The 14,731-nt window shown below is 67.9% G+C and carries 12 protein-coding genes and 1 pseudogene; 4 read left to right on the plus strand and 9 right to left on the minus strand.

Annotation, left to right across the window (positions count from 1 at the left end):
* Positions 1-47 precede the first annotated feature (47 nt).
* From ACV229_RS09665 to ACV229_RS09685, 5 genes and pseudogenes are all read right to left on the minus strand, one after another.
* Positions 48-1,148 (minus strand): NAD(P)H-dependent flavin oxidoreductase, encoded by a 1,101-nt coding sequence (locus tag ACV229_RS09665; RefSeq protein ID WP_448082890.1) that lies wholly within the window; start codon positions 1,146-1,148, stop codon positions 48-50.
* Between the two features lie 191 nt (positions 1,149-1,339).
* The gene (locus tag ACV229_RS09670) at positions 1,340-2,596 is read right to left on the minus strand and encodes an MFS transporter (RefSeq protein ID WP_448082891.1); all 1,257 of its coding nucleotides are present in this window, start codon (positions 2,594-2,596) and stop codon (positions 1,340-1,342) included.
* A 38-nt stretch (positions 2,597-2,634) separates the two neighbouring features.
* Positions 2,635-2,868, minus strand: a pseudogene (locus tag ACV229_RS09675) (YbfB/YjiJ family MFS transporter); the annotation flags it as partial.
* A gap of 445 nt (positions 2,869-3,313) precedes the next feature.
* Positions 3,314-3,505, minus strand: coding sequence for a hypothetical protein (locus tag ACV229_RS09680; protein ID WP_448082892.1), 192 nt, complete (start codon positions 3,503-3,505; stop codon positions 3,314-3,316).
* Positions 3,506-3,540: 35 nt separating this feature from the next.
* Positions 3,541-3,705 (minus strand): hypothetical protein, encoded by a 165-nt coding sequence (locus ACV229_RS09685; protein WP_448082893.1) that lies wholly within the window; start codon positions 3,703-3,705, stop codon positions 3,541-3,543.
* A gap of 309 nt (positions 3,706-4,014) precedes the next feature.
* Here ACV229_RS09685 and ACV229_RS09690 point away from each other — a divergent pair, with 309 nt between their 5' ends.
* Together ACV229_RS09690 and ACV229_RS09695 are read left to right on the plus strand one after the other, a co-directional pair.
* Positions 4,015-5,223 (plus strand): hypothetical protein, encoded by a 1,209-nt coding sequence (locus ACV229_RS09690; RefSeq protein ID WP_448082894.1) that lies wholly within the window; start codon positions 4,015-4,017, stop codon positions 5,221-5,223.
* Positions 5,207-6,370 carry a DNA methyltransferase gene (locus ACV229_RS09695; RefSeq protein ID WP_448082895.1) on the plus strand — a complete coding sequence of 388 codons (1,164 nt, stop codon included), beginning with the start codon at positions 5,207-5,209 and terminating at the stop codon, positions 6,368-6,370. The genes ACV229_RS09690 and ACV229_RS09695 overlap by 17 nt, the downstream gene beginning before the upstream one ends.
* On the opposite strand, the gene ACV229_RS09700 is transcribed toward ACV229_RS09695, so the two are convergent.
* The 4 genes from ACV229_RS09700 to ACV229_RS09715 all read right to left on the minus strand — a co-directional run bounded on the left by ACV229_RS09700 (position 6,364) and on the right by ACV229_RS09715 (position 11,547).
* Positions 6,364-6,741, minus strand: coding sequence for a hypothetical protein (locus ACV229_RS09700; protein WP_448082896.1), 378 nt, complete (start codon positions 6,739-6,741; stop codon positions 6,364-6,366). The two genes, ACV229_RS09695 and ACV229_RS09700, sit on opposite strands and share 7 nt — an antisense overlap.
* A 169-nt stretch (positions 6,742-6,910) precedes the next feature.
* The gene (locus ACV229_RS09705) at positions 6,911-8,161 is read right to left on the minus strand and encodes a polysaccharide pyruvyl transferase family protein (protein ID WP_448082897.1); all 1,251 of its coding nucleotides are present in this window, start codon (positions 8,159-8,161) and stop codon (positions 6,911-6,913) included.
* 157 nt (positions 8,162-8,318) lie between these two features.
* Complete coding sequence (locus ACV229_RS09710) at positions 8,319-10,082, minus strand: histidine kinase (protein WP_448082898.1); 1,764 nt, start codon at positions 10,080-10,082, stop codon at positions 8,319-8,321.
* A gap of 61 nt (positions 10,083-10,143) precedes the next feature.
* Positions 10,144-11,547 carry an HD domain-containing phosphohydrolase gene (locus tag ACV229_RS09715; RefSeq protein ID WP_448082899.1) on the minus strand — a complete coding sequence of 468 codons (1,404 nt, stop codon included), beginning with the start codon at positions 11,545-11,547 and terminating at the stop codon, positions 10,144-10,146.
* Positions 11,548-11,785: 238 nt separating this feature from the next.
* Between ACV229_RS09715 and ACV229_RS09720 the strand changes: the two genes are divergently transcribed.
* On the plus strand, positions 11,786-12,988 hold the full coding sequence (locus ACV229_RS09720) for an ATP-binding protein (protein ID WP_448082900.1): 1,203 nt from the start codon (positions 11,786-11,788) through the stop codon (positions 12,986-12,988).
* A gap of 16 nt (positions 12,989-13,004) precedes the next feature.
* Positions 13,005-14,708: a cobaltochelatase CobT-related protein gene (locus tag ACV229_RS09725; protein ID WP_448082901.1), complete on the plus strand. Its 1,704-nt coding sequence runs from the start codon at positions 13,005-13,007 to the stop codon at positions 14,706-14,708.
* Positions 14,709-14,731 lie beyond the last annotated feature (23 nt).

Below are 14,731 nucleotides of genomic sequence, written 5' to 3' on the forward strand. Positions count from 1 at the left end.
AAAGCGGACCATTCTATACGACGGTGACGCTTCCCGGCCATGAAGCGTCACTTCCAGTCCGTCTGCAGCTTCCCGATCGCCTCCCGCGTTTCGCGTTCCAGCTGCGCGAACAGCTCGGCAGCCGGCAACGCCCGCGCGAGCCGCGCCGCCTGCCCTGCCCACTGCGCAGCGTAACCGAACTCCCCCTTCGCCTTCGCAGCCGCATGCAGCGCCTTGCCTGCGTCATACGCGATCGGGTAATCCGGTGTCGCCGGTGCATGCGCGTCATCGCCGAGTGCCGTCAGGCGGTTCACCATGCTCCGCGCGACCCGCCCTGAAATCGCCGACGTCAACGTCGTGCGACGCGCCGCGTCGCCCAGCAACGCGCGACGATAGCCTTCATCGATCGACGTTTCCGCGCACGCGACGAACGCGGTGCCGAGCTGCGCGGCCTGCGCGCCGAGCGCGAGCGCCGCCGCGATTCCCGCGCCGTCCATGATGCCGCCCGCGGCGATCACGGGCAGCGCGAATTCGCAGGCAAGCAGACGCGTCAGCGCGAACGTGCCGAGGCGATCGTCGGTCGCGGTCGAGTCGAACACGCCGCGATGCCCGCCGGCCTCGATCCCTTGCGCGACGATCGCGTCGACGCCCGCCGCAGCGACCTGCTGCGCCTCGTCGACGTTCGTCGCACTCGCGAACAGCGTGATGCCGGCGCGCTTCAACGCGGCAATCACGTCAGCGGAAGGCAGCCCGAAATGGAAGCTGACGACCGCCGGCCTTTCGTCGACGAGCATCGTCTGCATTGCCGGATCAGCGACAAAGCTCGTGTAGATCTCCGACAACGCACCAGGCGGCGTCGCGCCGTACTTCGCGAATTCCGGCGCGAGCCAGTCGAGCCATGCGCGCTCGACCGCCGCGTTCGGCGTCGCCGGCTGGTGGCAAAACACGTTGATATTGAAAGGCCGATCGGTGAGCGCACGCGTGTCGCGGATCATCTTGCGGGCGCCTTCGGCGTTCGTCGCGCCGACACCGAGCGAGCCGAGCCCGCCCGCATTCGACACCGCGGCCGCGAGCGCCGGCGTGCTGACACCCGCCATCGGCGCCTGGATGATCGGCGCCCGGATGCCGAGCTTGTGCAGCAGGGTACGGCTGTCGGAAGGATTGTCCATGTCATTTGCTCCTGTTACGAAACCGAATCTCGTCATTGACGCGCTCACGCAATCGAATGGACGAACACGGCACGATCCCGCGTCGAAATCACGCTGCGTTGCGCCCGCCTGCCCTTTCCCGCCTGTCGGGTCTGCGCACATGCTACGCCAGTCGTTTCCCGCGCGGACGACGTCTGCCCACGCCCAACCGACTACCGTCCGCGCGCCCAGTGAACCATCCCCGCGCAAGCAGCCAGCAACGCGCCCGTCACGAAGAACACCGAATGCAAACCGAGGCTCACACCGATCTGACCGCCGATCACCGGCCCGATCACCTGTCCGCTGAATTGCGCCGACTGCAGGTAACCGAGCATCTGTCCCGTCGCACGTTCGTCGACCGACTGCCTGACGAGCTTGCCGATCGACGGCAGCAGCCCGGCGAGCGTCATCCCCATCAGCACGCGCAACGCCGCGAGCTGCCACCAGTGCGTGACGAACGCCTGCGGCAGCATCGCGAGCGCGGTCAGCAGCAGGCAGCCGACGATCACGTTCCAGCTGCCGATGCGGTCCGCCAGCGCGCCGAGCCGCGCCGCCGTCAGCATGCTGCCGAGCGCCGAACACGCCATCACCACGCCCGCGACGCGCGCGAGGTGGGCTGCGCCGACGCCGAGACCGCCGATGTAGACCGTAATGATCGGCTCGATCGACATGTTCGCGAGCAGCACCATCATCGCGGTCACGAGCAACGCGGCCACGATGGCGAACGGGGTGCGGCGCGCAGCGTCCGCGGCCGGGCCGGCCGTGTTGCGCCGCGCGTCGGTGGCCGGGTGGAAATCTTCCTTCACGACAAAGATCGTCAGCAGCGCCGCGAATGCGATCATCGCGCCGCCGGCGAAGAACGTGCCGCGAATGCCGAGCCACTCGGGCAGCAGCCCGCCCACCAGCGGCCCGACCAGATTGCCGGCGAGCGCGCCGGTCGACAGGATGCCCAGCGCCCAGCCCGCGCGATCGCGCGGCGCCTGCGTGCCGACCATCACCGTGGACGCCGACGCGTATCCGCCGACGAGGCCGGCAACGAGACGCAGTGCGACGAGTTCGTAGACGTTGTGCGCGACGCCGATCAGCGACATCACGATCGCCATCCCGACCGCGGCGCGCACGAGCATCGGCTTGCGGCCGAAGCGGTCCGCGAGGCGCCCCCACAGGGGTGCGGTCACCGCGGTACCGAGGAACGTCGCGCTGAACGCGACGCCCGACCACTGGATCACGGCCGCCTGCGAATCGACGCCGAGCTGCCGAACATACAGCGGCAGGAACGGCAGCAGCATGCTCAGGCTGACCAGCGTCGTGAACGAACCGAACACGCAGACCGCGAGATTGGGCCGCCAGTGACGTGCATTGCGCTCCGCATAGCCGGCTGCGGCGGGCCGGGTGAATGAGCCGGAAGCGGATCGGACGACGGTGCTCATTGCGTCCTCGCCTTCGTCGCGAACAGATCGACCGTCAGCGCGAGCGATCCCGCGAGCAGCGCGCCGGCGAGATAGCCGCCAAGGTTTGCCGCGCCGGGATACGCGGCCGTCGACGCCGGAAACCAGTGTGCGCCGATGATTGCCGGCAGGAGCGGCGTGTAGGCGAAGCACACGAGCCCGATGCCGATGAGGCTCGCGCTCGCGCCGGCCACCGTGCCCCGCCACACGTTGAACGCGGGCGCTCGGGGCCGATTCAGGATCGCTTGCTGCATGGTGATCTCCATCCGCTGAACGAGCGCCAAGCAGGCGCTCGTCATCATGGGAGAAAGTCTAGATTGATCCGGAAATAGAGAGAATCCTCGCAATACGCAAGACATCCTTCCGCGACCCGGTTCAATCCCCGTCGGAAATCCGCGCAAGCCGGTGGCCGCGGAATCGACGAGCGCCCGCACTTCGTGGACGGACGGACGCCCGTGAGGCGTCAGCAGACGACTGCGTCGTCGACGCACGTGTTCAACGCAGGCGTTGCGATGGAAATGAAAGGAATCGGATCTCAGCGCAAGTCGCGCCGAGTTGATGGACGTGTTCGATTTGACCAGCCTGGCCGGCATTCACGCGGCGAATGCCGAAGGGGCGAGATCCTGCTCGAAACGTTGAATGAGGAAGGGCTGACGCCGAAGACCCACGGCGAAGACGAACGCAGGACGCAGGCGGGGATTACTCGGAACCGCTGTCGAACGAGAACGGTCCCGCCGAATTCATCCAGTCATATGAACCGCTTTGAGCTGCCCACGCCCAATTGGGTGACGACGCCACCCGGCGCACGACACCTGCCGCTCCACCATCGGCCGCGACACCCGCGCCGCCTTCCGTTTCCATCTGAAGAAAATCCCGAACGTCGTCTTTCATTGCATGACCTCGAACTGTGTGGCTGACGATGCGATTCAGCTGCGCTGCGCAGCTTCGGTTTGCCGTGCCGCTTCAATCAGCTCTGCGAATCGCTCCAGAGCCGCAATACTGCTGTACACCGACTGGTATTCCTGCTGGCCGATGCGTGCGTCGAGCACGATCGTCATGCCGGATTGCCGGGCGAGATTCAGGATGTCCATCTCAACCTCCTTACCTGATAACCGAATAACTCGCGTTCTGCGGAGTTCATTCCTTCCTGCCTTGAAGATTACGCGCGGCACCATGAACATCAATGAGGCCCGGACGAAATCTCCGTTGTTCAAACGCGAACAATCGCGGCCCCGCCGCGACGGCCCCCCGCCCGGATTCCGCTAACATATCGGCGATCCGCGGCTGACAGCCGCGCATTTACGATGTCTCCAGATATCGCATCCCGCCGGATTCAGCAGGTCGCCGCAAGCGGCCCGCCACAGGCCGTGGCGGCGGGATCGACGACAAGAACAACGACGATGACGATGCACCCAGATGCTTTCCAAGCGCCCGGCCAGCCGGACGCGACCGGGATGAATCCCGCGCGCAAGACAACAAGAATCCCGCTCGTGCCGCTCGCCAACGCGAACGGCGTCGCGCCGCTCGTCGCGCGCAGCCGCGCGTTCGGCACGCTTGCCGAGCGGTTTGCATGGCTCGCGCTGCGCGAGCCGCCCGCCGACGACCGCACGCGCTGGCACGCGCACACGCTCGGCGGCCGCGCGCTCCGCTTCGCGCAACCGCTGACGTTCACGCCATACGCGGCCGCGCAACCCTGCTCCGCACGCTGCCGGTTCTGCTCCGAAACGCTCGTCGACACCACCGCGTCCGGCCCGATGGCCGCGAGCCTGCGCCCGCGCGCCGACTATTTCGACGTGCTCGGCCGCGCGCTGCGTGCATTGCGCGGCGTGCCGCTGTCGTATTCGCTGTCGGGACTCGAAAGCACCGACGATCCGGCGTGGCTGCTGTCGCTGCTTGCGACGCTGGGCGGGGCTGGCGCCGACGCCCCGAACGTCGGCGGCAGCGTGCTGTACACGAACGGCGCGGGCCTCGTCGAGCACGGCGACGCGCTGCTGCCCGCGCTGGCCGGCTTCGGCCTGTCATGGCTCGAATGGTCGCGCCACCACGATCGCGACGACGTGAACCAGTCGATCATGCGCTTTCGTGCGGGCCAGCCGGTCATGCGGCAAGCGGCGTTCGAGACGGCGTTCGGCGCCGCGCGCGCGCGCTTCCCGGTCAAGCTCGTCTGCATCGTGCAGCGCGGCGGCATCGAAACGCCGGCCGATGTGCTTCGTTATGTGGACCGCGCACGCGCGCTCGGCGCCGCCGCGGTGATCTTCCGCGAGTTCTCGATGCTGCCCGACGCGTACCGTCGCAATGCGACGCGTCGTCATATCGACGAAGCGCGAATCGCGATCGACGCGTTGCTGCTCGACTGCGTCGCGGACCCGGCATTCTCCGCACGCTGCGAACCGATCGCGCTGACGGGCGGCTACTACTTCTGGAATGCGCGCTGGGCGCACCGAGACGGTCTCGAAGTCGTGTTCGAGACATCGGACTACGGCGCGATGCGCGAGCATGAGCTGCGCGACGCGGTGTACAAGCTCGTGTTTCATCCGAACGGCAATCTTTGCGCGGGCTGGCAGCCTGCGCGCGACATACTGTGGAGCGACGATGCACGCTGTGACTAGCTGGCTGCGCCTGACCGGGGAAGCGGCCGATACCACCCTGCCCGCCGACGTGCGCGCGCGGGATTCGTTCGCCGCACGCGATTGCGGCTGGGTCGAGCAGATGACGCCGTTCATCCGCAGCCACGCCACGCCGGGCGGCTGGATCGTCGATCCGTTCTGCGGCTTCGGCACGACGCTCGTCGCCGCCGCGCAATGCGGCGTGCCGGCGCTGGGCGTCGAGATCGATCCGGAGCGCGCGGCGTTCTCGCGCGAACGGCTCGCGCGCGCCGGCGCGGCGGCCGATCGTCATCCGGTGCTCGCAGGCGACCTGTCGACCGACGCGACGCAAGCGGCCGCGCGCGACGCGGGCGGCCCGTTCACGCTGTGCCTGACGAGCGTGCCGTACTTCGGCTGCAACGAGCTGCCGGGCAAGTCGGCCGACGGGCAGCTATACGGCGTTCCGCACTACGCGCCGTATCTCGAACGGATGCGCAACGTGTTCGCCGGCGTGCATGCGCTGCTGGAGCCGGGCGGCTGGTGCATCGCGATGGCGCAGAACCTGCGCCTCGGCGGGCGCTTCGTGCCGCTCGCGTGGGACGTCGCGCGGTTGCTCGGCGAACGCTTCGAGTTGCACGAGGAGCGCGTGCTCGTCTACGAAAGCGCAGCCGGCCCCGCGCCGCATGGTGCCGGGGCGACCGATCGCACGCACGAATACGCGCTCGTCTGCCGGAAGGCGCCGCTCGCGAGCGACGCCGACGCAGCGCGCGCGCTCGTTGCGGCGCTGACGCGCGACGGCTTCTCGTTCGCGGTGATCGGCGGCTTCGCACGCTTGCTCGCGGCGGACACGAACGCAGATACGGACACGCGTGCAAACGCCGGCACGCCGCTGAACGACGTCGACCTCGTCGTGCCGCCCGACGATGCCGACGTATCACGGCTGCTGCAATGGCTCGAAGCGAACGGCTTCGCGATCGAATCGTGGAACACGCGGGTCGCGCCGCCCGTTGCGGCCGCCGCGCTGCGCTACCGCCACTACTTCCGTGCGCGACGCATCGATGCGCGCGGCGCACTGCTGCAGGTCGACGTGACAATCGCCGATACCCGGCAGGGATTCGACGAATGGGCGGCCGGCGATCCGGGCGCGATCGTTTATCGAATCGGCTATTGATTCCCGCCCAGGTGGCCGCCCAGGTCCAGACGGCTTTCCTCGATCCACCCTTGGAAATCCTCGCCTGTCTTGCCGTTCACGTACATGATCAGCATCCACTTCTTGTACGGCTTGTAGACGGTCACCGAGTCGCCGGGAATGATGAAGGTGCGTTTGGTCATGCATTGGGCGGCGGGCGCCGAATAGAAATAGGCGCGCCCCGACCCGATGACGGTCGCGGAAAGCGGCGGTCTGAAGTTGTAGTCAGGGCCGCTGGCTGCTTCGTCGAGTTTCCCGCAGTCCACCGGACCTTCGGCATGTGCGTACGTTGCGGTGAAGCTCGCGCACAACGCGAGGATGACGCCCAACTTGCTCACTGGAATGGTTGTCATGATGGTTTTTGTGTGTAACGACGCACGGCCTTGCGCCTTTCCCGTCCGTTCCCGACCGTGCAAATGGGCGCGAGAACGGCGTAGTGTATGCGGCACTGCCTCGTGCCAACAAGCGCATGCAGCCTGACGCAACGCGATTCAGGTCGCCTCGAACCCCGTCGAGCGGAAATCAGCCGACGTCGGCGTCCCGCAAGCACCCGTCGCGCACCGGCGCGAACCCTTCGCGATACAGGTCCGCCAGTTCCCTCGCCTTGCCTTCGAGCATCGACGCATCCGCCCGCAGCGCGTCGTCGATCGCATCGGCGATATCGTCCACGCCGACGACGCCCGGGACGCCTGCCGCTTCCCATGTCACCGCATACGCGGTCAGCTTGGTCGTCCGCGCACCGTCGGACGGGTGACGAACGTTGACGCGCGGGAGCGCGAACGCCATCGCCACGATCCGGCCATGCAGGCTGCTGCCGCAATACACGCGACTCTGCGCGATCAGCGCACAGATATCCCACAGGTTCAGCGACGCAAACAGCCTGACCGAGCCGCTGCGCATCTTGCCGGCAATGCGCCGGTAGCACGCGAGATCGTCATGCCACGGTGCCGCGCCGGCGCGAAACAGCACGACGCCGAGCCGATGCGAGGCCGCCGTCCGGTCGAGCGCGCGCGCGATGACGTCGAGCGTTGCGTCGTCGCCGAAATCGGCGCTGAACTGCACGGCCGCGTAGCCGTCGGGAAAGGCCTGACGCACGTCCCGCACCGCACGTTCCCTGGCATGGCGACGGATCCGCGTGCCGAACAGCGCGCGGGTCATGACGGCCGGATCGGGGACGAGCCGCGCCTCGATGCCCGCCGCGCTCAACTGTGCGAGCGTGCACCGGTCGCGCACGCTGACGTCGTCCGCCGCCGCGAGAGCGGCCAGCACTTCGCCGCGGAGCGCCGGATCGCGCACGTCGAGATCGGCGCCGCCGACGGCGTTGAACACGACGTGGCGCATCGGCACGTCGGGATACGCATCCGTCGACAGCACATACGGCGCGAGCGACGCGGTGCCGAACCGTGCATGGGCCCACGCAGGCCCGCTGCGCGCCCACATGTCGGCGCTCGCGATATCGTCCCGGGTCTCGCCCGGACGCGACAGCATGACGGCCGCTTCCCATGCATTGCAGGTCAGCAGTTCGCCACCGACGTGGATGACCTGCAGCGCCTGATCGCGCGCGGCCGCCGCGATCCGTCCGAACGCCTCGACACGATGGCCGCCGTAGCGGCGCAGGTCGCGCGCGTCCAGGCCCGCGAATCGCAGGTCGTGGCCGTCGAGCATCCGCTCGACGACGTGCGGAAACAGCAGGTCGCCGACATTGTGCCGGTCGAATGCGCCGAACAGGACCGTCGGCATGTCGTGCGTTTCGTGCGCTTCGTGCGTTCGCATGCGGGATTTCCGGGCGGCGCGCGACGGGCGTCGTGCGCGGGTGAGCATTGCGGAGATTCTATCGGTCGGCGCGGCATTTGCGCCGCGTCGTCTGCATGCGCGACCTGCCGGTCCAGCTACTCCGCGCAATTCCCCGCACGCCCCCGCGCTCACGCGCTCACGCGCTCTGCCGCATCGCCGCAGCTTCCGCGCCCGCCCGCTCGCGGCGGACCGGCAGCCGCACCGTGAACGTCGTGCCGCGCCCCGGCTCGCTGGCCACGTCGATCATGCCCCGGTGACGCTCGACGATGCCGTGCGACACGGACAGCCCGAGGCCCGTGCCCTGTCCGACCGGCTTGGTCGTGAAGAACGGGTCGAAAATCCGTCGCATGACGTCGGGCGGCATGCCCTTGCCCGTGTCGCCGATCGCGACCGACACGGTTTCGCCGTCGCTCGTCGTGCGGATCGTGATGACGCCGCGCTCGGGGATCGCCTGCGCGGCATTGACGAGCAAATTCATGAACACCTGGTTCAGTTGCGACGGCAGGCATTCGACATGCGGCACGTCGCCGTAGTCGCGCACGATGTCGGCCTTGTACTTGAGCGCGTTGTGAACGACGTTCAGCGTGCTCTCCAGTCCCGCGTGGATGTCGACGATGTTCCATTCGTCGCTGCCCGGCCGCGAGAAGTCGCGCAGGTCCTGCACGATGCGCCGCACGCGCATCGTGCCGTCGATCGATTCGTCGATCAGCGTCGCGATTTCCCCGCGGATGTAGTCGAGATCCGCGGCCTTCCTCGCCGCGTCCAGCGTGCCGCGCGTGTCGGCGTCCAGCCGCGCCGCCACGGCTTCATGGGCCTCGACCACGTCGAGCAGGCTTCGAACCCAGGTCCTCAGCATATTGAGGTTCGCGCTGACGAAGCCGATCGGATTGTTGATTTCGTGCGCGACGCCGGCCGCAAGCTGGCCGATCGACGCGAGTTTCTCCGACTGCAGCAGCTGCACGTGGGTCGCCTCGAGTTCGTGCAGCAGCCGGCGCTGCTCGTCCTTCTCCTGCTCGAGGCGGGCCTGCGCGGCCTTGCGTTCCTCGATCTCGCGCTGCATGGTCTCGCGGGTCCGCTGCAGCGTCTGCGTGGTGCGTTCGTAACGGCGCAGCGCACGTTCGAGTTCGCTGGTCCGCACCTGCACGAGTTCCTCGAGCGTGTCGGCCATCCCGCGCAGGAACGCGGTGCTGGCGTCGAAGCGCGAAATCATCAACGTGACGATCAGGGTCGCCAGCGTGAACAGCGCGACCGTCGTCGCGAGCCACGGCGTGTCGATGCCGTTCGCGGCGCCGCAGCGCGCGTCCGGCGCGAAATGCGCAGCCGCCATCCCCGTGTAATGCATGCCGGTGATCGCGATCCCCATGATCGCGGCCGCACCGATGCGTCTTGCGTTGCGCGTCGCTTGCGCGCGCAGCGTCTGCGCGATCCACAGCGCGGCCGTCGACGCGACGACGGCCACGCCGACCGACGCGGCAAACAGCGCCGGGTCGTAGCGGATCCCCGGCTGCATCCGCATCGCGGCCATCCCCGTGTAATGCATGCCGGCGATCCCGCCGCCCATCAGTATCCCGCCGACGACGAGGCGCAAGCGCGTCAGCTTCGCACGCGTCACGACGTTCAGCGCGAAGTACGACACCAGCACGGCGATCGCGAGCGACGCGCCCGTTTCGGCCAGGTCGTATCCGAGCGGAATCGGCAACGAGAACGCGAGCATCCCGACAAAATGCATCGACCAGATGCCGGTGCCCATCGCGGCCGCGCCGCCGCTCAGCCACGCAAGCCGGATCTTCGGCTTGTCGAGCAGCGAGATGAACGCGGCCAGATCGAGGGACGTATACGACGCCAGCGTCGCGATGACGAGCGACAGCAGGACGAGCGACAGGTTGTACGTGCCGTGCATGGTCGAGCGCTCCGGAAAGTCGGGGTAGCGTTACCGTGCGTTGCCGTGCGGTGCGCGACTGTCAGCCCGGCGGCCCGCCGGCCACCCGTGCGGACGCGTCGGGCGCCGCCAGTACCAGAATGTCGAACGGCGTGCCTTCCCGTGCCTCGAAACGGCGAACGAGCTCGATCTGATGGGCCGACATCACGCTCCCCTTCGTGATCAGCAGCACGCCGCGGTGCGTGCGCAGGTCGTCGGCAAGCTGCATCCCTTCGAGCAGTTGCGAGGACTTCACTTCCGACACGGACGACGCAATACCCAGTTCCGCCGGATGCTTCATCAGCGCGACGAAACGCTCGACGATCTCCGGGTCGTAGCGCACGCCGGCCTGCGACTTGAGGATGTCGATCGCCTGCTCGACGGATTGCGGCGCGCCGATCTCGCCGTGACGCAACCCTTCGAAATCGCGCGCGACCGCGACGATCCGCGAGCCGAGCGGGATGTCGGCGCCCACGAGTCCGTTCGGCGTGCCGCGGCCGTTGAACCGTTCGTACTGGTGCAGCACGATCGACGCGACCGTATGGAGCTGCGCGACGGGCGTCAGCACCATCTGTGCACGAAGCGGATGCTGCCGGTACAGCCGCTGCTCGTCCGCCGTCATCCGGACGAGCGGCTTGTGCAGCAGTTCGTCGGGCAGCGACAGCTTGCCGATGCCGTGCAGCAGCCCCGCGTAATAGACGTCCTGGGCGTGCAGGCTGCTCATGCCGGACGCGAGCGCGAGACGCCGCGCGATCTCGCCGATGCGCATCGACTGCCCGCCGATGACCCCGCAGCGCAATTCGACCATGCTCGCGCAGACCTGGACCATCGCGGTGAAATTGCTTTTGAGGTCGCGCTGCGCGGCCTCCAGGAACAACACCGTCTGGCCGAGCTCTTCGGTGCGGGCCCGCACCTGGCTTTCGAGTTCCGTGTTGAAGCGGCGCAGCTCGTCGTTCTGCACCTGCGTGAGCGCCGCAAGCCGCGCGGCTTCGCTGCGCAGCCGCCGCTGTTCGAGCGCCTGCCCGATCGTCAGCAGCAGGTCGTGGTCGTCCCACGGCTTGTTCAGGTAGCGATAGATGGCGCCTTCGTTGACGGCCTGCACGACCGATTCGATTTCCGAATAGCCGGTCAGCAGGATGCGCATCGTGTCCGGATACAGCGCCCGTGCACGGGCCAGGAACTCCACGCCGCTCATGTGCGGCATGCGCATGTCCGACACGATCAGGTCGACGTCGGTCGACGCGAGGATCTCGAGCGCCGCCTCGCCGCCGTCGGCCGTGCGTACATCGTAGCGGGACTGCCTGAGCAGACGCCTGAGCGCCGACAGCACACCGGGCTCGTCGTCGACCAGCAGGATCACGGCGGCGGGCGGCTCGCCCGCCGGTTGCGTCGCGTCGACCGTTTCGTCAGGCGTGGAACTGCTGCCGTTTATTGCAGGCGTCGTCATGATGGCCCTCTGGTTGATTCTTCTAGATTCTTGTCGCCTCATCCGTAACATCGGCCGGTGCCGCAACTTCTTGATCCGGGGAAACGCGTATACAGCCCCGTTGCGGCGCCGCAGAATCACCGTCGATCCGGCAGATTCCATCATAGGAAAGCTTTGCGGCAAAATGGCGCTTCCGGCGTGGCCGTCACCGGTCGTCCGCTTTCGCCTTCCACCACGATGCCTGCTCCCGCTCGACGACATGAACGCAACCGCTGACAACGCGCCTTCCGAGCCGCCGGTCCTCGGCGTCTATCGGCAGCTTGCCGATCCGGCCGCCGGGCAATGGGTCGTCAGCCGCTCCGAGCGGGCGCACATGTACCGCATCCAGCATCACCTGCCGGACGGAAGCACGTCCGTCGACACGGTCGTCGATGCGGACAACCTCGAAGCGAAGCTGCACAAATGGACCCGCGAAGGCTTCGTGCGGCGCGACGACGGCGACACGGCCACGCCCGCGCACCGCGACCGGTTCATGCAGGCGCTGCGTGGCGCGCGGGTTCCCTTCGCTGTCGACGCCGGCGATGCGGCGAACGTCGTGCACGTCGGCGGTGTCCCGGTGCCCCAAGGTTCGGGCGGGCCGCTCGTTCCGCCATTGAATCCGGCCTACCTGTTCACGGCCCGATCGGCGAACGTCGTCGAGGACATCGTCGAGAACCGCCGCATCCTGCTGATCGGCCACACGGGCACGGGCAAGACGAGCCTCATCGAGCAGGTCGCCGCCCATGCCGGTCAGGGCGTGCTGCGCTCCAACATGAACGGCCAGACGACCGTCGGCGACTTCGTCGGCTTCTGGACCGTCAAGGGCGGCGAGACGATCTGGGTCGACGGCGTGCTGCCGACGGCCATGCGTGAAGGCTTGTGGCTGATCGTCGACGAAGTCGACTTCGCGGAACCGGCGATCCTCGCGGTGCTGACCGCCGTGCTCGAGCCGGAAGGACGCCTGCTGCTGAAGGAGAAAGGCAACGAGATCGTCGCGCCCCACCCGTCGTTCCGCCTGTTCGCGACGGCCAACGCGATCGGCGCGATGGGGCCATTCCGGCACCTGTACCAGGGCGCCAACGTGATGAACGAAGCGTTCCTCGACCGCTGGCGCGTTTACCACATCGATTACCTGCCGCCGGCCGACGAGGCGCTGGTCCTGCAGCGGACGTTCGGTCCGCGCGTGTCGGCGGACATGGCCGGGACGCTCGCGGCCATCGCGGCCGACTGCCGCGACGCGTTCGTCCGCGAGGATCTCGCCGGCGCGTTCTCGACGCGACGGCTGCTCGACTGGACCGAACTGATGCTGCGCACCGGCGACCCCGAGTCCGCCGCCGGACCGACGATCTATGCGAAGGTCAGCGCGGAAGACGCGGCGCTGATTCGCAGCATCATCCGCCATTACATCGATTTCGACGCTTAGTTCGACGCACAACGCGATGGACACGGACGACGACGCACGGTCGGCACACCTGACACGACTGGTCCGCACGCTCACGCGACGGCACGGAATCGACGTGCGCTTCGCGAGCACCGGTCCGATCGTGCAGCCCGATCTGCTCGTGCTGCCCGAACACCTGCTCGCAGGCGATGCCGATCCGGATATCGTGACCGGCTATGTCGACCTCTATGCCGCGCGCGCACGCTTTAGCCGCATCGACTCCATTGCCGCGGTGACGTCACCGATCGCACGGGCGATCGCGCAAGCGATCGACGACCGGCGTGCATGCCGCCGCCTCACGTCGATCTATCCGGGCGCGCGCACGTTGCTGGCCGCCATGCGCGGTGCGGCGGCACGCCACGTCCTCGACCGATGGCCTGAAACGGCATGGCGCGACAGGCTGCTCTGGCGGCTGGAGCGTGCACTGTGGGATGAGCCGCCCTCCGCGCAGGAGCGAATCCCGTCGCTCGACGCGGCCATCGGCGCGTCGGACGACCTTATCGCCGACGCGCGCGCGTGCGCATCGACGCTCGACAGCATCCGTGTCGCGCAACACATCGTCGCGCGGGTTCGCGCGCTGGCCTCCGGCGGCGTGAACAACATGATGTTCACGGCGGATCCGGGCGGCACGATCGACAGCAACGTCGTCGCCAGCGAATTCGATCAGGGCGAGCCGGCCGCGACGGACGACACGCGTACGCCGGCCGCCGCTGCATCCGGTGCGGGCACAGTCGCGGAAACGGAATCGGCGCCCGGCACGCCGCCTCAGGGCGATGCGGCGCCGAACACGATACGCGTCGGCGCCGACCGCCGGCCGTTGCTGTCGGTGCCGCTGACCACCGCGTACGACACGGTGACGGATTTCACCGGCAAGGGCGATCCGACGCGCTGGCGTCATCTCAGGAGCGCCGCACGCGCGCAGACGGAGCCATTGAAGGCGCGGCTGGACCGTGCATTGAAGGTCGACGAGCAGACCCGCTGGAAACGCGAACAGGAACGCGGCGAGCTCGATCGCCCGTCACTCGTCCGTCTCGCGACCTCGCCCGGATACCGCACCCCGTTCCGCGTCAAGCGTGCGGCGCCCGGGCGCGACGCGGCAGTCAGCCTGCTGATCGATTGCAGCGGCTCGATGGCCGGGAGGAAGATCGAACTCGCAAGACTGTGCGCGGCGGCACTGTGCGACGCGCTCACGCAGCTCGGGTTCGCGTGCGAAGCGCTCGGCTACAGTTCCGTCGAGGACGCCGCGATGCGCGCCTACTACCAGCGCTGGCTCGACGGCGGAAACGGCACGTTCGGCTACAACCGCTTCGTCGAGCGGCTCGACTTGCGCGTCTACAAGCGCTTCGATTCGGACAACCTCAGCGGTCTCGCGTGCATCGAATGCGGTCATGAGAATCCCGACGGCGAAGCGTTGAGCTGGGCCGCCGAACGGCTGCTGTCGAAGCGCACGCGCCGCCGGATCCTGATGGTGCTGTCGGACGGCTATCCGGCGACCGGCGACGGCAACGCGGCGATCCTGCGGACCGACCTGCACGCGCGCGTCGATGCGCTTCGTGCGCGCGGCGTCGAGCTGATCGGCGTCGGCATCCTCGACGATTCGGTCGAATCGTTCTATCCGACGAGCAGCGTGGTCGAACACCTGCATGAGCTCCCGGGCGCGGCCTTCAATGTGCTGAGCGATACGCTGCTGGACCGGCGGTAGCATCCGGGACACTGCCGCGTACA

The organism is Burkholderia sp. MR1-5-21, assembly GCF_053427715.1.